The sequence below is a fragment of the Aeromonas sp. Y318-3 genome, from assembly GCF_027706185.1.
Taxonomy (GTDB): Bacteria; Pseudomonadota; Gammaproteobacteria; order Enterobacterales; family Aeromonadaceae; genus Aeromonas; species Aeromonas veronii.
Genome location: NZ_JAPDCN010000002.1, coordinates 216,148 through 235,168, shown reverse-complemented (window position 1 = coordinate 235,168; position 19,021 = coordinate 216,148). Strand labels below are relative to the sequence as shown.

11 protein-coding genes are annotated in these 19,021 nt (G+C 62.3%); 2 read left to right on the top strand and 9 right to left on the bottom strand.

The window, feature by feature from the left end:
* Window positions 1–253: 253 nt before the first annotated feature.
* From OKB77_RS03550 to OKB77_RS03525, 6 genes are all read right to left on the bottom strand, one after another.
* Complete coding sequence (locus OKB77_RS03550) at window positions 254–1,123, bottom strand: hypothetical protein (protein WP_270816930.1); 870 nt, start codon at window positions 1,121–1,123, stop codon at window positions 254–256.
* Window positions 1,120–5,109, bottom strand: coding sequence for an amino acid adenylation domain-containing protein (locus OKB77_RS03545; protein WP_270816929.1), 3,990 nt, complete (start codon window positions 5,107–5,109; stop codon window positions 1,120–1,122). Before OKB77_RS03545 ends, OKB77_RS03550 begins: the two co-directional genes overlap by 4 nt.
* A 125-nt stretch (window positions 5,110–5,234) precedes the next feature.
* The gene (gene dhbA / locus OKB77_RS03540; RefSeq protein ID WP_201951563.1) at window positions 5,235–5,996 is read right to left on the bottom strand and encodes a 2,3-dihydro-2,3-dihydroxybenzoate dehydrogenase; all 762 of its coding nucleotides are present in this window, start codon (window positions 5,994–5,996) and stop codon (window positions 5,235–5,237) included.
* Complete coding sequence (locus OKB77_RS03535; RefSeq protein WP_201951565.1) at window positions 5,993–6,940, bottom strand: isochorismatase family protein; 948 nt, start codon at window positions 6,938–6,940, stop codon at window positions 5,993–5,995. The genes dhbA and OKB77_RS03535 overlap by 4 nt, the downstream gene beginning before the upstream one ends.
* Entirely contained in the window at window positions 6,937–8,583 is a 1,647-nt protein-coding gene (locus OKB77_RS03530; RefSeq protein ID WP_201951569.1) for a (2,3-dihydroxybenzoyl)adenylate synthase, read from the bottom strand. The genes OKB77_RS03535 and OKB77_RS03530 overlap by 4 nt, the downstream gene beginning before the upstream one ends.
* Entirely contained in the window at window positions 8,580–9,728 is a 1,149-nt protein-coding gene (locus OKB77_RS03525; RefSeq protein ID WP_270816928.1) for an isochorismate synthase, read from the bottom strand. The genes OKB77_RS03530 and OKB77_RS03525 overlap by 4 nt, the downstream gene beginning before the upstream one ends.
* A gap of 266 nt (window positions 9,729–9,994) precedes the next feature.
* On the opposite strand from OKB77_RS03525, the gene OKB77_RS03520 reads away from it, so the two are divergent.
* Both OKB77_RS03520 and OKB77_RS03515 read left to right on the top strand, forming a co-directional pair.
* A complete protein-coding gene (locus OKB77_RS03520; protein WP_150388806.1) occupies window positions 9,995–11,947 on the top strand; it encodes a TonB-dependent receptor domain-containing protein in 1,953 nt (650 codons plus the stop codon).
* Between the two features lie 126 nt (window positions 11,948–12,073).
* Window positions 12,074–13,138 (top strand): 3-deoxy-7-phosphoheptulonate synthase, encoded by a 1,065-nt coding sequence (locus OKB77_RS03515; protein WP_058056024.1) that lies wholly within the window; start codon window positions 12,074–12,076, stop codon window positions 13,136–13,138.
* Between the two features lie 73 nt (window positions 13,139–13,211).
* Here OKB77_RS03515 and OKB77_RS03510 read toward each other — a convergent pair whose 3' ends face one another.
* From OKB77_RS03510 to OKB77_RS03500, 3 genes are all read right to left on the bottom strand, one after another.
* On the bottom strand, window positions 13,212–14,210 hold the full coding sequence (locus OKB77_RS03510; RefSeq protein ID WP_058056023.1) for a LacI family DNA-binding transcriptional regulator: 999 nt from the start codon (window positions 14,208–14,210) through the stop codon (window positions 13,212–13,214).
* A gap of 177 nt (window positions 14,211–14,387) precedes the next feature.
* Window positions 14,388–16,289 (bottom strand): transglycosylase SLT domain-containing protein, encoded by a 1,902-nt coding sequence (locus tag OKB77_RS03505; protein WP_201951575.1) that lies wholly within the window; start codon window positions 16,287–16,289, stop codon window positions 14,388–14,390.
* Between the two features lie 99 nt (window positions 16,290–16,388).
* Window positions 16,389–18,893 carry a putative bifunctional diguanylate cyclase/phosphodiesterase gene (locus OKB77_RS03500; RefSeq protein ID WP_199415888.1) on the bottom strand — a complete coding sequence of 835 codons (2,505 nt, stop codon included), beginning with the start codon at window positions 18,891–18,893 and terminating at the stop codon, window positions 16,389–16,391.
* Between the last annotated feature and the right edge of the window lie 128 nt (window positions 18,894–19,021).

Here is a 19,021-nt window from a genome sequence, read left to right as displayed (position 1 = left end):
TGCTGGTGACACTTAAATGTAAATACCTTGTTAAATAAAAAGCAAAGGGATTTACTCAGGTAAGACCAGTAGAAACTTCTTTAAAGTAGCGAAGGAGCTGAATTTTCGGCGATGAGCGGCAAGGTATGCCGTAAATGGTGCAACTTTGCAGCACTGAACGCAGGATGCCAAATGTGAAAAAGGGGAGCCTTGCTCCCCCATTGAGTTGTTTCAGTTAGCTGTTACTTCTGTCAGGGGTTACTCCAACCAGCAGTTACGCCAGCCAGTGTTGCAGCTGGCGGGCCATGCCAACTGGCAGCAAGTGAGCGCGACTCAACAAGCGGCTGCGCCAGGGCTCGGCCAGCAAAGTCGGGCAAATTCGCATCTCCCGTCCCCGGTCAGCCACGCGCACCAACCGATCGATGAGGGTCTCCAGCGGCGGATGCTCTGGCCAGTGGGGATAGAGGTCAGCAGTTGTGATATCGGCCAGCTCGCACACTCGCTCCTCTTCCTCATCTCCCTTTCCATCAGCCATTGGCCAAGGGTGAAGCACCTGCAGCCAACCCGGCCGTGCGGCCTCCAGCAACTGGCCCAGCGTCGGCTGCGCAAAGTGGGGATCCCCTGCGACTTTGAGCAGATGGCGCGCCCCCGCCAGCACCACCACGCCGCGGGCGGGAAGTGCAAGAAGATCGTCGGCCAGCGCCTGATCCCGCCCACTGTTGTGTTGCTGCCATAGCTCCGGGCTCATCTCCTGCCACTCGAATAAGGGCTCGCAGAGATGCACCCGCAGCCGCACATGTTCGGGGCGCGCCAGATTGCTCTGGCGCAGAGCGGAAAAGAGAGCCGGAAACTCGGGGGCCATCCAGGCAGGAAAGGCGCAGGAGTCGAGCCAGACCGGATAGAGCCGGGCCAGCGTCAGCGGCTCATCCTGCCAGCTCTCCTCCCCCGTCAGCCAGGCATCGAGCAAGCCCTGATGGCGGCGATTGCCGCACTCCAGCACCAGATCGGTCATGATTCCCCAGAGCGCCGGATCACACAGCCAGGCGTGCTGGCGCCGGATAAAATCCGGGTGCCAATGCGGCTCCCCCAGCCCCACCAGCTTACCCGCCAGCAAGGCTTCCCGGATGGCGGCAACCGGGGTCATGCGTCCTCCTCCTGCCGGATGTGCGGTTGCTGCCCGACCCCATAGACCCGCTCACAAATAAAAGTGCCGATCTTTGCCAGCCAGTCGGGATGCACCATCTCCTGATGCAGGCAGGGGAAGCGCTCATAGCGGATTTCGCCTTTTGTCAGCGACGCCCAGCCGCGTCCATCCAGCCAGGGTTGGCGGGAGGCTGACGCCTCGATAAAGATGACGTCCCCGTGGTAGCAGTAATCGACCGGCTCACGGATCAGTCGGTTGTTGTGGCCAACCAGCTCAATCATGGCGCTCACCACCTGCTCGTCGAGCATGGCCAGCGCACTCCCCTCCGCCCCCAGCCGGGCCACTACCTCGTCGCGAGTGAGAGAGTCGAGCGCCTCGTCCGCAACCGCAATCCCCCCCATCCGCAGCAGCGCATCGAGCATCCGCTGTTCGTCGGGCAACGGCTGGGTCTGCCACTGCTGACAGGGGTAGGCATCGAGCAGCAGCACCATGGCAACCTCCTGTCCCTGCTCTTGCAACATGGCGGCCATCCGATGCACCAGCATGCCCCCGAGCGACCAGCCGAGCAGCCAGTAGGGCCCCTCGCTCTGTTGACGACGCAGCTCGGTCACATAATCGAGCGCCAGCTCGTCGAAACTGGCGGGCAGCGGCGCATCCGGCTGACAGAGCGCCCGCGCCTGCAGGGCATAGACGGCCATGTCGGTCGGCAGATGGGGCACCAGTGGCGCATAACACCAGCCGAGCCCCCCTGCGGGGTGGACGCAAAAGAGGGTGGGGCACGATGTGCCAGACTGCGCACCATGCGCCCGCAGGGGCAACAGCATGGGCATGGCCTCCCGCTCGCCGCCAAGACGACGCGCCAGCTGGGCTGGGCTGGGCGCTTCGAACAGGCTGGCCAGAGTGAGACCCTGTCCTATTGATTCCTCAATACGCACCACCAGCTGCGCCGCCAGCAGGGAGTGGCCGCCGAGGGCAAAGAAGTTATCGTCGGCGCCGACCCGCGCCAGCCCCAGCACCTCGGCGAAGAGGCGACAGAGCCGCTCTTCCAGCAGGGTTTTCGGCAGCGCCTGACCCACCGCCGACGCTATATCAGGCAGCGGCAGTCCCTTGCGATCCAGCTTGCCATTGGGGGTGAGTGGCAGCTCAGCCAGGTTTACCAGGAGCCCCGGTACCATGTAATCGGGCAAGGCTGCGCCAAGGGTGGGTACCAACTCGGTCAGCGTCAACTCGCTGCTATCTGCGGCCACCACGTAGGCCACCAGACGGCGATCGCCGGGGGCAAATTCGGGGGCCAACACTACCGCCTGCGCCACTCGGGGATGGCGCAGCAGCACCTGCTCGATCTCCTCCAGTTCGATGCGCTGGCCACGGATCTTCACCTGAAAATCGAGGCGCCCCAGATACTCGATGGCGCCATCCTCGCGCCAGGCGGCCAGATCGCCGCTGCGATAGAGCCGTCCCGCTCCGAAGGGGTTGGCAATAAAGCGCTCGGCGGTGAGCTCGGGCTGGCCAAAGTAGCCCTCCGCCACCTGTACGCCGCCGATCCAGAGCTCCCCCGCGACACTGGGGGGCACCGGCTGCAACCAGGGGTCGAGAATGTGGATGCTGGTATTCCAGACCGGATAGCCGATGGGCACGCTTGTCACCGCCTCGTCTGCCCGGCAGGGATACCAAGTGACGTCCACCGCCGCCTCGGTCGGGCCATAGAGGTTGTGCAGAGGGGCGGAGAATGTCCCATACCAGCGCTGCACCAGATCCGCGGACAGCGCCTCACCGGAGCAGAAGACCTGCCGCAGGGCACAGCAACGGGCTGGCTCGGCTTGTGCGACGAAGATCTGCAGCATGGAGGGGACAAAGTGCAAGGTGGTGATCCCGGCCTGCTCAATCAGCTCGGCAAGGTAGGCGGGATCCTTGTGGCCGCCCGGTTTGGCGAGCACCAGCCGCGCCCCGGTCATAAAGGGCCAGAAAAACTCCCAGATGGAGACATCGAAACCGGCCGGGGTCTTTTGCAGCACCCGATCCGCCGGTCCGATGGGATACATGTGCTGCATCCAGAGCAGCCGGTTGACGATGGCGCCATGGCTCACCACCACCCCTTTGGGGCGACCGGTCGAGCCGGAGGTGTAGATGATGTAGGCCGCATCTTCCGGTTTGGGGGCTGGCAGATCACAAGGTGCTATACCCGCCACGTCTATCGTCGCCAGCTGCTCTGCCACACCGGGGGCATCGAGGCAGACAAGTGGCGCCGCCACATCGAGCGGCATCTGAAGCGTATGGCTGGTCAGCACCAGCGCAGGATCGCTGCTGGCGAGAATGTAGCCGATCCGCTCCGCCGGATAGTCCGGATCAACGGGCACATAGACGGCACCTACCGCCATGATGGCCTGCTGGGCGAGAATAAGCTCGGGAGAGCGCGGGATCACCACCGCCACCCGGCTACCGGGGCCCACGCCCCTCCCTGCCAGATAGCTGGCCAGTTGGCGGGTACGCTGGCGCAGCTCGGCCACACTCCAGCGCTCGGCACCACACTCCAGCGCGATGGCGCTCTGATCCGCCGCCGCCAGCCCTTCGGCCAGCAGTGCGCTCAGGGTGGTGGTCGGCAACGGATAGTCGGTCTGGTTCCAGCGCACTAGCTCAGCCTGCTCACAGGACAGCAGCAGCGGCAAGCGCACCGCCAGGGCCTCGTCACCCGCCTCACTCCAGGCCGCCAGATAAGCTACCAGCCGGGCCAGATGACGTTCACTCTCCTGTTGGCTGAAGCACCCCTGACGGGTTTCGAGGGTCAGGGTCATAGCGCCTGCCTCCTCGGCAAAGTAGAAGGCGCACTCCTCCACCGGCCCCGCCGCCAGCACCTGCACCTCGCCACGAACCTGGTTGTGCCCTTCACCAAAGCTGAGGGTACGGGCAAAGGGCATCAAATTGACCTGAGGGCCAAACAGCGGCTGACCCGGCTGACGCTGTTGCAACCACTCCTGACGGCAGCCCTGATGACGGCGCAGGGCGGCAAATTGCCGCTCGACCTGTGCCAGCAACTCCCCTACCCGGCTGGTGCCGCTCAGCTCGATGCGCAGGGGCACCACATTGACCTTCATGCAGGGGGTATCGGCCGCCGCTGAGCCCAGCCGCCCCATCAGCGGAATACCCAGCACCACCTCGCCAGCGCCACTCATCCGCTGTACATAGCTGGCCACTGCTGCCAGCAGCAGGCTGTAGGGGTGGCAGGCCGAGCGACTCGCCCGCTCTACCAGTGCCTGCCACTGGTGGCCAGCCAGCCGCTGTTCAAGACGATATGTGGGGCCCGGCCCTTGCGCCGAACGTCGGGAGAGCGACGCAGGACTCTCCACCCCGGCCAGCTGCTGCACGAAGAAATCGCGATCCCGCGCGGCGCGCGGCGAATCCTGATAAGCCGCCTCCTCGGCCAGCAACTCCTGCTGGGTCGCATAGTGGCAAGGTGCTGGCTGCTCACCTGCACAAAGCGCCTCATACCAGCTCACCACCCGCTGGCAGAGCAAACTCAGGCCAAAGCCGTCGATGGCGATATGGTGCACGGCAATAAACCAGGCCCACTGCCCCTCACCAAGGCGATAGAGGGTGGTGGCAAACAGCGGCCCCCCAGCCAGATTGAAGGGGACGGCCAGCTGCGCACGCATCTCGGCCTGCGCGGCCGCGAGCGGGTCAGCTTCGCTGCGCAGATCCCGCTCTGCCAGCTGCCAGCAGGCGGGGATGGCCACCATCTGCGGGCCATCGGCGGTGGCCACAAAGGCACAGTGCAGACCGGGGATCTCGTCGATGGTCTGGCGCACAGCGCGGGTGAAGTGATGGGGAGCCAGCGCCCCCTCCAGCAGCCAGTACTCGCCGGTATTGCAGGCGGGGCTCTGCGGGTATTTTTGCTGGGCAAACCAGATGCCCGCCTGAGCGGTGGTTAGCGGCCAGCGCGGGTGCTCACCGCGCTGGTGGGTGGCGCGCATCGCCATTGTCTGTTCCATGGGAATGTCCTTGCGCAAACATCGGGCGGGCAGCGGCTTGCCCCTGCCCGCATGGCTGAAAAGCGAGGAGGAAAGGCCTCCTCCATAAAGAGAGTGTCACGCCTGCCAGATCGGCAGCACGTGGGCTAGCCCCCCAGGGTGGCACCGCCATCGACCACCAGATCCTGCAGGGTGATATGGCTGGCGGCATCGGAAGCGAGAAACAGCACGCAGGCAGCCACCTCGTCGGGGGTCCCAAGTTTGCCAAGGGGGATCCCCAGCTTGAACTGCCCGGGCAGGCCCGCGATGGTACGTATCTCCCCTTCGCGCTGTTCCCCCTCCTGCCACATGCCGTACAGCATCGGGGTACGGGTCGAGCCCGGTGACACCAGATTGCAGCGCACCCCATAGGGGGCGAGTTCCAGCCCTGCCGTTTGGGTGAGACTGGTCAGCGCCGCCTTGGAGGCGCCATAGATGCCCATCCCCACTCGCGGCACCCGACCGGCATTGGAGGAGACATTGACGATGGCGCCCCTGCGCCGTCCCTGAAACCAGGGGGTCAGGGCCCGCATCAGGTAGAAGGGGGCGAAGGTGTTGATGGCGAAGGTGCGCTGCAAGAGGGCGTCATCCACCTCATCGAGCCTGCCGGTCGCCAGTACGCCAGCGACATTGACCAGCACATCGGGCCCCAGCCCCTCGTCCAGCAGCTGCTCGCAGCAGCGGGTCACGGCCTCGCTGTCGCTGACATCGATCACCACTCCCTTCACGTTGCCGGGCAGCGCCTCGGCCAGTTGCAGATCGAGCGCCACCACGCTGGCCCCCGCCTCGGCAAAGGTGCGCGCCACCGCATGGCCAATTCCCTGCGCCGCACCGGTTACCCAGACGGTTCTGCCTTGCCACTCGCTCATGGGGTGCACTCCGGTTCGCTGACGTGCTCTTCGTTGACTTGATGAGCAGTTGCCTGACTAACATTGGCCTGACTGACATTAAGCTGACGGGAGAGGAGCGCCCACCAGTGAGCCAGGGTCGGCGTGCGGGCCAGCTCGGCCAGCTCCACCACCAGCCCCTGCTGACGCCACTCTTCCACCAGCCCCATCACCGCCAGCGAGTCGAGGCCGTAGTCGAGCAGATTGTCATCCTCGGTGGGCTGCTCCTGCTGCATCTCGGCGGGCAGCCGCGCCAACACCTGAGCACGCAGCGACTCGCGAGTCAGGGGGCGTTTGCTGGCCGCCATCACCTCGGCCACGGTAATCACCCGACCGGCATTGCGGCTGACGTAGGAGAGCGCCAGCAGGTGATCCTCGCGGGAGAAGTCGGCGATGGCATCTGCCACCAGGAAGGGGCGAATATCGCGCATAAAGGCATCGACCGCCGTCTGCATCACCCCGATATGGCCGTAGATGCCGCAGATCACCAGCTGATCTCGCCCCCATTCGGCCATCAGCTCGGCCAGCGGTGAACGGCAAAAAGCGCTGTAGCGCCACTTGGTCAGCACCGTATCCTGCGGCTCGGGGGCCAGCGCCGGAACGATGGGTTGACGCTCGGGCGAGCGGGTCAACCCCGGCCCCCACATGTCGTTGAGCAGCGCCCGATCAGCCTGACTCTGCTCGGCGGGCTGGGCGGTATAGACCACCGGCATGCCAAGAATACGCGCCTGACGGATCAGGGCAGCGATATGGTCGATGACCTGATTGATCAGCGGATTGCCCGGCCCGTAGAAGTCGACGAAATAGTGCTGCATATCGTGGACCAGCAAGGCGGCGCGGCCCGGTTCGAAGGGCCAGTTCACCCGCCCGGTGGGCAGCTCCTCGGCGGTGGGCAGCGGATAGGCGGCGAGGGATTGAATGGTCATGCACACTCCTTGGCGAGCTGCTTGCGCAGCGTCTGTTTGTCTATCTTGCCGACCGGGGTGTGGGGCAGTTGCTCCACCAGCACCAGGCGATCGGGCAGTTTGTAATCGGCTACCCCCTGCTCGCGCAGGAAACGGCGCAAGCGGGGCAGATTGAGGGGCTCGCGGCACATCAGAAAGGCGCAGCTGCGCTCCCCGAGCATGGGATCGGGCATGGCGATCAGCGCCGCCTGCCGTACCTCCGGGTGGGTCAGCAACAGCTCTTCAATTTCGAGGGCGTCGATCTTCTCCCCACCCCGGTTGATCTGATCCTTGTTGCGCCCCACCACCATCAGATGGCCGCCGGGCAAGCGGCAGACCAGATCGCCGGTGCAGTAGAAACCGTCCCGATCGAAGGCACGCTGATTGTGGGCATCAGCCTTGAAGTAGCCGCGAAAGGTGTAGGGGCCACGCGTCCAGAGCTCGCCGCACTCACCATCGGGCAAGGGGCGCCCGTCGCTATCCCTCACTTCCACCTCGTCGCCCGGGCTCATCGGACGGCCCTGGGTATTGACGATGTGCCACTGGTCATCCTCGATGCGGGTGTAGTTGACCAACCCCTCGGCCATGCCGAAGACCTGCTGCAAGCGGCAACCAAGGCGGCTCGCTACCGCATCGGCATGAGCCGGGCTGAGGCGCGCACCGCCCACCTGCACACACTCCAGAGAGGTCTGCGGATAGTGGCTGGCCGCCTCCAGCCAGAGCGCCAGAGCCGGTGGCACCAGCGCCGCCCAGTTGACCTGATGGCGTTGCACCAGCGGCAGACAGGTTGCGGCGGAAGGATCCTTTGCCAGCACCACGCAGCCACCGGCATAAAACACCCCGAGTGCCCCGGGGGAACTCAGGGGAAAGTTGTGGGGCGCTGGCAGGGCGCAGAGATAGATCACCCGCTCATCCCAACCGCACACCGCTACGCTCTGGCGCACGCTGTAGCCATAGTCATCGTGGGTACGGGGGATCAGTTTGGGGGTGCCGGTGCTGCCGCCGGAGAGCTGGAAAAAAGCGACTTGATCGGCCGGGGTAGGAGTTGGCGCGATAGCCGTCAGCGGCGAACCATCAGCACGGGCTATCGGGTCAGGCTGACACCATGCAAATCCTGACTGAAGATCGGAGCCTTCAGCCTGCTCGAACAGCAGTGTCTGGCAGGAAGGCGATACCAGCTCATCAAGGGCCACGAGGCTCCCCGCTTCACCGGCAAAGCCGGGATGGGAGGGGCTGAGTACCAGCAAGGCGGGCTCAATCTGGCGGGCAAAGGCCACCAGCTCGCGCCGCTGATGACTGTAGAGGGCATGCACCGCCACCACGCCGCAGCGGATCAGGGCAAACCAGCAGATATAGAACTCGGCGCAGTTGGGCAACTGCACCAGCGCGGTATCGCCATGGCCCAGCCCGCGCGCGGCCAGCCGCGCCGCCAGCGCATCGACCTCACGCTTTAACTGGCCATAACTGAGGGTTCGCTCGCCGCAGATCAGGGCCGTGCGCTCGGGATAACGTTCGGCAGAGTCATCGAGCAGGGCGGTGAGCGGTTGTCCGCGCCACCACCCTTGTGCCCGGTAGTGGGCTGCCAGCTCGGCGGGCCAGGGGGTAAAGGGCACCAGCGGCTTCATGCGGTTACCTCCGGCTCCCGGCTTTCGAGGCCAAACGCCCGCAGCATGGTGCCGAGCTTGGCGGCGGTCTCCTGCCACTCCGCTTCCGGCGAAGAGCCCACCACCACCCCGGCGCCGGCATAGAGCCGCAGTTGCCTGCCGGCCAGCACGCCACAGCGGATGGTAACCACCCACTCGCCATTGCCGTCGGCATCCATCCAGCCGACGGCGCCGCAGTAGAAGCGGCGTTCGTACCCCTCAAGCCGGGAGATGGCCTGACGCGCAGCCGAGAGCGGCGTGCCGCATACCGCCGGTGTCGGGTGCAGCGCCAACGCCAGTGCCAGCACGGGAGAGGGTTCATGGAGCCGCCCGGCGATACGGGTCGAGAGGTGCCACATGGTAGGAGTGGCGATCACCTGCGGCTCCGGGGGAACATCCAGCTCGCGGCAGAAGGGAGAGAGGGCCGCAGCGACTGCATCGGCCACCAGCGCATGTTCATAGCGATCCTTCTGGGCCCCCAGCAGTTCGGCACTAGCTGCCTGTTGATCGGAAAACGTGTGGCGCGGACGGGAGCCCGCCAGTGGATTGCTCACCACCGCCATCTCGCTGCGCGATACCAGCAGCTCGGGGCTGGCGCCAAGCAGGGTCTCTCCCTCAGGCAGCGGGATCTGGAACACATAGGCGCCCGGATTCTGGGCCAGCAGAGAGCCAAAGGCGTGTGCGGGGGAGGTCTGCTCTGCGCTCCGCACGTCGATGGCGCGCGACAACACCACTTTCTCAAGCTGGCCCTCACTGAACTGCTGCAGCGCTGCCCGCACAGCCCCCTGATAGTGGGCAGAGCCGGTCACTTCACTCACCTCGCCACGAAGCTGGCAACAGCGGGCGGGCAACAGCGCATCCCTTGCGACCCACTGCGATTGCGCCGGGATCACCAGATGCCAGGGGGATTGGGTATCAAACGGAATGGCGCCGATGGCGATGGGATTGACCATCCCCTGCTGGCGCAACTGACGCAGATGGGCGAGCAGCTTCTCCGGCGGGATGCCGGTAAAACTGTCGTGAATACCGGAGGCGACCAGAACCCTGTCACCGCTGGCAAAACAGCACACTTTATCCAACCCGACCGCTGTGGCGGGCCACTCTCCTTCCAGTGCATGGTCACACATGACGGTGCTACTCCTTGGAATAAATCACTGCCTGACAGGACTTAAAGTGAGTCATTTGACTCACCAGATATCAGGGTGAACGGCATCCTAACAAGGAGCGACAAAGCGATCAATACAAATGAGAATCAATTTCATTAACTTCTTTTTAGTCAAAAGAAGGTGACGAACGAAACTGAACTTCGCCGATAAAAAAGAGTTGCGATCGGAGCAAATTCAACTTGATAATGATAACGCTTATCATTTGAATGTTATGGAAGATGTAGATAATGAAATCCTCAACCTCCCGTTTTATTGCTCCCAGCCTGCTGGCTACCACCATCGTCACTCTGCTGACCCAGCAAGCCATCGCCGCCAGCAACGCGCCTCAAGCCGACGAGGTGATCACCGTCACCACCACGGCGCACAATACCCGCTCGGCACCGGCCTCCATCTCGGTCATCACGGCCGAACAGATCGCCGCCGCGCCGGTCAATGACCTTGCAGACCTGCTGCGCCACGAAGTGGGCATTCAGGCTGAAGCTGACACCAATGGCCGCAGCGATATCGGCATTCGCGGCATGTCCGGCAAGTACACCCTGGTACTGGTGGATGGCAAACGCCTCTCCTCCTCCAATGCCCTGTGGCGCGGCGGCAACTTCGACAATACTCCCGTGCCCCTTGGCATGATCCAGCGGGTCGAGGTGATCCGTGGTCCCATGTCAGCACTTTACGGCTCCGATGCCATCGGTGGTGTCATCAACATCATCACCAAGCAGCCGGGCAAAACCTGGCAAGGGGCGGCCGATGCCGACTTCAAGGCCATCGAGGGCAAGGATGGCGGCGATCAGCACAGAACCAACCTGGGCTTTACCGGCCCGCTGACCGATAACCTGCTGATCCGGATGAACGGCGAGGTGTATGACCGTCAAGCCTGGACCCCCACCGAAGCTGCTGACGGCATCCCCCTTATCGAAGCCAAACAGACCCGCAACTTCGCCTCCACCCTGAGCTGGCTGGTGGATGAGCAGCAGCGCTTCGAGCTGGATTACCTCTACAACCAGGATGAGCGGCCTCTCGATATCTTCCGCAAAACCGGCAACAAGGTGCACAGCCGCCAGCAGCAAAACGATCGCAACCTGTTTGGGCTGACCCACAAGGGGAACTGGAGCTGGGGTGACACCACCGTCATGGCCAACTATGAAAGCTCCCAAATCGATGATTTCAATACCAGCTACTCTGCCCCGCAGCAGCGGGAGCTGGAAGAGAACACCTTGACCCTCAAGGGCTATACCAACCTGGCGCTGGCCAACCACTACCTGACCCTGGGTGGTGAATATCTGGATCGGGAGCTGGTGGATGCGGTGAGCTACAAGGATATCGGCGGCAAGGAGAGTCACTCTCAGGAGGCGCTGTTCGCCCAGGATGAAATTGGCCTGACCGACAGCCTGACCTTCACCTTGGGCGGCCGTTACGATCACCACGAGATCTACGGCAGCCACTTCACCCCGCGCGGCTATCTGGTCTATGAGATGAACGATGTGGTGACAGTGAAAGGCGGTGTCAGCCAGGCCTTCAAGGCACCGGCACCACACCAGTACTCCAACGGTTACAGCATCGAGAGCTGCGGCGGCAGCTGCCGCATCTATGGCAGCGACAAGGTCAAGCCGGAAACCAGCACCAACTACGAGCTGGGTGTCATCGCAGGAGAAGGGATCTGGGAAACCAGCGCCACCCTCTTCTACTCCGACATCGACGACATGCTCACCTTCAAACAGCTGCCGAACTCCACTGACCGCACCTGGTACAACCTGGAGAAAGCCACCACCAAGGGGTTGGAGCTGACCGGCAAGCTCGATCTGACCGACAATATCAACCTTGGCGCCAACTACACCTATCTCAAGGCGGAAGGCGATCAGGGTCAGGCTCTGCCCGAGCGCCCGGAGCACAAGGCCAACGCCAAGATCACCTGGCAGGCCACCGAGCGGGTCAATGCCTTTGTCGGCACCACCTACACCGGCACCCAGTTTGCCGAGCAGACCGTCAACAAGGTTGTCGTACTGCACAAGCTGCCCAGCTATCAGACCTTCGATCTCGGCACCGGCTTCAAGGTCACCGAGAACTTTGACCTGCGACTGGGGATCAACAACCTGACCGACGTGCGCCTGCAAGAGAAAGACACCGTCTTCCAGAACGTCGAACCGGGTCGCAGCTACTACGTCAGCGGCTCAGCCCGCTTCTAAGGTAGCCAAGGCCGATATAACAGAGCGCGGGCCCATGCCCGCGCTCTGTTAACCAAGAGAATAAGGGGAAGATCCCCACTGGACAGCAAAGAGCATGCAGATTTCCATTTGTCATCAGGATCGCTCATGTTCACCTCACTTCTGAATGCTTCACCCCTTGCCACCCTGCCCACCCCTGACGAGATGTTAAAGGCCAGACCCTGTCCGGCACGGCTCGCTCGCCAGATCGCTCGCAGCCGCCAGCAAGCCCGCCATATTCTGCAGGGAGAGGATGATCGCCTGCTGCTGGTGATCGGCCCCTGCTCCATTCACGATCCGGCAGCCGCCCGCGACTATGGTGGCCGGCTCGCTGAACTGCAGGGCCAATACGGGGAGCAGCTGCAACTGGTAATGCGCACCTATTTCGAAAAGCCGCGCACGACGCTCGGCTGGAAAGGATTTATCTTCGATCCCGACCTTGATGGCAGCGATCAACTGGAAAAGGGACTAACCCAGGCCCGGGAGTTACTGTTGGCGCTTGGACAGGAAGGGCTCGCCTGTGCCACCGAATTTCTCGATCTCACCAGCATGCTCTATCTGGGGGATCTCATCAGCTGGGGTGCCATCGGCGCCCGCACCACCGAATCCCAGCTCCACCGCCAACTGGCCTCGGCCCTTCCCTGCCCCATCGGTTTTAAAAACGGTACCGATGGCAATATCCGGATCGCGGTAGAGGCGATCCTCGCCAGCCGGGCAGCCCACCTCTATACCCAGCCTTCCGGTGATGGCCAGCTGGCACTGGTGCGCAGCCATGGCAACCCCGACTGCCACCTGATCCTGCGCGGTGGCCGGCAGCCCAACTATCAGAGCTGTCATGTGGCAGAGGCTGGAGACTTGCTGCGCCAACAGCATCTGTCACCCCGGCTGATGATCGATTGCAGCCACGGCAACAGCCAGAAGCAGCATGCCCGCCAGCTGCTGGTTGCCCGTGACATTGCCAACCAGCTGGGTGCAGGTAGCCATGCCATCGCCGCCATCATGGTGGAAAGTTTTATCTGCGAAGGGCGTCAGGATATCGGCAACAAACCGCTGCGCTACGGCCAGTCGGTCACCGATGGCTGCATCAGCTGGGAGCAGACGCGGGTAGTGCTCGATACCCTTGCCGAAGGGGTGGAAGCGCGCCGCCAGCAGCGCATTGCCCTAGCGGGGTAAACCGGAACTCGCCTGTGGTAGATAAAGATATGGCCCCGACGGGGCCATATTGCTCTGAACCTCTCGCCGCACATCAGGCGACTGACTCACGCTCCACCAGCTGGGCTTCAAACTTGAGCGCCAAACCGTCTACCGGCTTGTGATCGAGCAAGCGCAGCGCCAGCTCGGCAGCGCGGCTGCCCATCTCCTCGATGGGGTAGCGAACCGTGGTGAGCTTGGGATAGATGTAGCGGGCGTAGGGGATATCGTCGAACCCCACCACCGATACCTGCTGCGGGATCTTGTAACCCCGCTCCAGCAGGCAAGAGATCGCCCCCGCCACCATACCGTCGTTGAAACCGAGCACGGCAGTGAACCCGACACCACGGGCCAGCAGTTCACTCATCGCCACATAGCCGCCATTTTCGTCGGCATAGGCGCGGCTAACGAGTGCAGGATCAAAGGCGATCCCGGCTCTCGCCAGAGTTTGGGTGTAACCGGCCATCCGCTGCTGACCATCGACAAACTCTTCATCATCAGAGGTGATAAAGGCGATGTTGCGATGACCGGCATCCAACAAGTGCTGGCACGCGGTGGTGATCCCCGCCTGGTTATCGAGCCAGACGCAGCGATCTTCGGCGCCCGGCACCTGACGGTTGATGAAAACGATGGGGGTAGAGCCTGCCGCCAGCTCGCTCAGCTCCTCGTCCGGAAGCGCCTTGCTGTGGAGGATCAGCGCATCGCACTGGCGCTGCAGCAGCGCCTGAATGGCGTGACGCTCGCGCGCGATATCGTGGTTGCCAGACATGACGATGGTGAACTTGTTGGCCTGATCGACCATGGTTTCGATGCCACGCATCATCTGGGCAAAGAAGGGGCCGCCGCAGAGGTCGCCAACCAGCACGCCAATGCAGTTGGAACGCTTGCTGACCAGTGCCTGGGCAAAACTGTTGGGTCGAAAATTCAGTTCCTTCATGGCCGCCAGTACGGCCTCACGCTTTTCCGGTGCTACCTGTGCCGTGTTGTTGATAACCCGCGACACGGTGGAGATAGACACATTTGCCAGCTGAGAAACGTCTTTAATCGTTGCCACTATCCATTCCTTTATTGTGGGGGAACCTGTCGGTGCCGACGCCCGAGTATACCCTGCGGCCTGATGCAATTCCCGGAGCCAGGTCACCAGGCATGTTTCCTTTGGTAACAAAACCTTACCCGATGATACCCGGCAGCAGGGAAATTTGAAAACAGGGGCCGGCTGGCGGCCCCCGACTCAATAGGCGTGATTGAGCTCCCGCTCTGACATAAAGCGCAGCGGCTGCTGCAGCTTGTGCTGATAGATAAGATCGAACGACAACACGTTTTGCACGTAGTTGCGGGTCTCCTTGTAGGGGATGCTCTCGACCCACACGTCCATCGGCTTGTTGTCACTCTGCTCTCGCCAGCGTTTTACCCGTCCCGGCCCGGCGTTGTAGGCGGCCGCCGCCAGGATCCGGTTGCCGTCATATACATCCAGCAAGCGCTTGAGATAGGCGCTTCCCAGACGAATATTCATCGTCGGATCAAACAGTTGTTGCTCGTTGCGATAGGGCACCCCCAGCTTGCCTGCAGTCTCTTTGGCAGTAGCAGGCATCAGCTGCATCAGACCGCGCGCGCCCACCGGCGACTGGGCCAGCGGATAGAGGGCACTCTCCTGACGGGAGATGGCATAGAGCAAACTGGTGTTCATGGTGCGCTCTTGCGCCATCTGGGAGAAGGTGCGCTTGAGCGGCAGCGGGAAGCGCAGGTCGAGGGCATCCCACGCCTCGGCGCGAATGCTGGCGAGAATGGCCAGCTCGTGCCAGCCCTGATTGAGGGCGATATGACCAAACTCGATGCGCTGGGTCACCGGATTGCGATCCATGTTGTGGATCCACTCCGAGCGGGCCGCTGCAATCTCGTTCATCGACAATAGCTCGCGCACCCGCAACAGGAAGGGCCAGCGCTGGCTGGCCGTCCGCCAGTCCGGTACATGCTTGACGCTCTGGTTCTTGATACGATAGGGCACACCGGTGCGCTGGGCCGCCATGAAACCGTAGAAACCACGCAGGTTGGCAGTCTCCAGATAGAGATCCCGCGCCGGTTTTTGCTGCCCCTGCACCTCAAGGGAGCGCGCCATCCAGTAGCGCCAGCGATCCTCTTTCTGACGGGCCATCGGCATCATCTTCACCCAGCCGGAGAGGCCACGCCAATCCTGCTCCCAGATGGCCAGTCGCGCCCGCAGCTCGGTAATGTCGGGATCCGCCAGCTTTTTCACCGTGCTGTCGACCCAGCTGCGCTGGGCCATGGAGCGATCCAGCAGCAGGCGGCGGGCAATGGCACGCTCTACCGGTTTCACCTCGGCTTGGGTCAGGCCGAAACGGCTGCGAAACAGCGCAAGCTGGCGCAGCACCGACTCCGGCTCCTGATTGGCATAGCGGGTCAAACCGAGGGAGAGCAGCTTGCGGGAATAGGGATTGCTGCTGAAATAGGCCGGGTTCATCGCCTTGGCTGGCTGCTCGAACAGGGTCACCATCTGATCGCCATAGCTCTGCAAGCCGCTACCCAGGGTCGCGCCAAGGTGGCGGATCAGATTGGGGTTTTCCGCCTCGAACGCCAGCGTCATCCGCTGCCAGATCTTCTCCTGAGTTCGCTGACCGGATGCCTGCCACAGCTGAAATAGCGGGGAGCAGGCATCGGGGCGCGATTGACCGCTCATCCAGATCTTGCCCGCCCCCTGCAACGCTTCTTTCGGCTTGCCGGTGTAATAGAGCGCCTGATAGTGCATGCAGAGCAGATCGGTGGAGCTCGGCTTGGCCGGATAGAAGCGCAGGAACTGCGACCACTGCTGGCTCTGGGCCAGATAGGTCAGATAGCTGCGCTCCAGCCGGTTGGACTGGGGGGTATCTCCATGCTGGCGGATAAAGCGGGTCACATCGTTGTAATCCGCCGCCCCCGGACGAAAGGCGAGCTGATAGTAATCGAGGTAAGGGAGCAGGGGGTAATGGGTCAACTGGGCACGAATTTGCTGGAAACGGGCCTGATCATTGGCCCGTACGGCGTCATACGCCTGACGGTAGAGCGTCTGGTCGGCAGTCTGCGCCATCAGGGTCGGCACAAACAGAGCCGACAAAACAATTCCCCATACAGCTTTCACTGAACATCTCCATTGAGGGCAATACACCGCCCGGTGGCGGTGGGTCTACTGCCTCTCATTCTACCCGTTGTCGGGCAGCGCTACAGCGGGGAGCAGGGACTATTTTTCTGCCTCGCTCAGCTGCATTTCGCGCAGTTGCTCAGGTCTGGTCAGCCGCTGTACATATTTCTCCAGATAGGGCACCGGCAGCGGCTTGGAGGCGAGATAGCCCTGATAGAAACTGCACCCCTGCGCCTTGAGAAACTCCAGTTGCTGGCGGGATTCCACCCCTTCCGCCGTGACGTTGAACCCCATATGGCGCGCCATGGCGATCACCGCCTCGACGATGGCCATGTTGTCGCCATCTTTCGGGATGTCCTGAATGAAGGAGCGGTCGATCTTGAGCTCATCGGCAGGCAGCCGCTTGAGGTAGCTCAGGGAGGAGTAACCGGCGCCAAAATCGTCGATGGCAAAGCTGATGCCGAGCTCCTTGAGCTCGGTCATCTTGCTGATGGTGTCCTCGGCATGACCCAGCACCACGGACTCGGTGATCTCCAGATTGAGGCAGGCCGGATCCATGCCGGTTTGCGCCAACACATCGTGGATCCGCTCGACAAAATCGGTGGCATGGAACTGCTTGGCACTGACGTTGACCGAGATCTGCGGAATGTGGATGCCGTTTTCCTCCCACAGCACATACTGGGCGCACGCCTCGTGCAGCACCCAGTTGCCGATATCGACAATCAGGTCCGTCTCCTCGGCGATGGGGATAAATTCGGCCGGCGAGACCAGCGAGCGACCGGCTGGCTGCCAGCGGATCAGCGCCTCGACACCAATGATATCGCCGCCATCGACCATATGCTGGGGCTGATAGTAGAGGGTCAGCTCTTGCTGGCTGAGGGCGTTGCGCAATTCGTTGTGAATGAGCAAACGGCGATCCGCCTGCTGCTGCATCGAGGCATCGAAGAAGCGACGGGTCTTGCGGCCAGCGGACTTGGCCTGATACATGGCGGTATCCGCCTGCTTGAGCAGATCATCAACCCCCTGCTCCCGATCCGGAAACAGGGTAATGCCAACGCTGGCGCCGATGTGCAGCACCTGCCCCACATAGGTATAAGGAGCGGCAATCTCCGTGATAAGCCGTTCGGCAATGATATCAGCCTGCATCTCCGCCTGGGGCGGGCTGGCCGAGAGCGATGGCAGCAGCAACACAAACTCGTCACCGCCGAGACGGGCCAGGCAATCTCCTTGCCGCACCAACCGTTTGAGACGGGCGGCGACCTCCTTGAGCAGCCAGTCACCGGTGGCATGGCCGAGGGAGTCGTTGATGGTCTTGAAGTGGTCGAGATCGATAAAGAGCAGCGCGCCAATCAGACCGTCGCGGGTCGCCTCGTTGAAGGTCTGCACCAGAGTCTCGTGGAGCTGACGGCGATTGGGCAATCCGGTCAGCTCGTCGTAATAGGCGAGATCCTGAATGCGTCGCTCGGCAGCCTTGCGCTCGGAGATATCCTCGAAGCAGATGACAAAGTGGCTGATCACCCCTTTTTCATCCTGCACCGGTGTCACTATCTCCCACTGGGGATAGGTGTGACCATCGACATGGCGACGCTGGGTCTCCCCCTGCCAGCGGCTGAGGGTATTGAGCTCGTAGCCGAGCCCCCCCAGATTGGGCCAGAGATCCTCTTCCAGATGCAGGCCCAGCACCGACTGGCTGTCAAAGCCGGTGATCTGGCTGAAGGCGTTGTTGACCCGCAGGATCTTGAACCCCGGATCCGTGATGATGATCCCTTCGTGGGTCTCGAATGCAACGGCAGAGAGCCGCATCTGGGCATCGGATTGCAGACGCTCCAGCTCGGCCACCATCCGTACCGAGAAGGTATTGAGCACCGAGGTGAGGTTACTGGTATCTGCCGGGGCCGAATAGAGCAGCGCCAGATGGCCCAGAAGTTGGCCCCTGGCATCAAACAGCGGCTGACCATAATAAGTCTGCCCGGCCGCCAGCCAGGGTTGATACTCCTGCGACTCGTCGATCACCTCGAAACAGATGGCCCCCTGCTTATAGAGCTCCTGACAGGGGGAGCCCGCCAGCGGGTAGTCTTTAAGCGACAACCCATCGGCAGCCAGCACTTTGACCCGGTCGGCACCGCACAACTCCCCCACCCAGACCGCATCCACCTTGAGAATATGAGCCAGCTGGCTGACCAGGGTATTGAAGAAATCGAGCCCGGTGCGGGCAGAGAGCGCCTGCGCCAACTGGGTGAGCAGGGTGGTTTGCAGCAACGGCAAAGAGAGGTTGAGAGAGGAGACCGCACTGTTGGCGGTATCAAGAGGGGCCAGCCAGCCACAGCAGATCTGCTGGGTAGGCACAAACTGACCGCTCCAGAGCACATGGTTGAGCTGCCCCTGATCATCTTTCAGATGACCGATGAACTGTTCAGGCAGATGTGATTCATGAAGCCGGACAAGAAAGTCGGCAAAGCCTGCCTCATCTTCCGGTAACAGGCGAGCGGCCCAGGGATGATTGCCCTCCCCTTGCCACTGCTGGTAGGCCCCCTGATCAGAGAGACTCCACTGATCATGTTGCCGATCGAAAAACCACATGACTTGCGTGGCCTGCTGCTTCATTTACCACTCCAACACAACAACCAACCACGTTTGATGTCCAATCAGGCATAGCAACGCCCCCAGCATCCGCTCATCAGATCAGAGGTTGCGAGGGAAGAGTACAAACATGCGATATCAAGCAGTGGAAA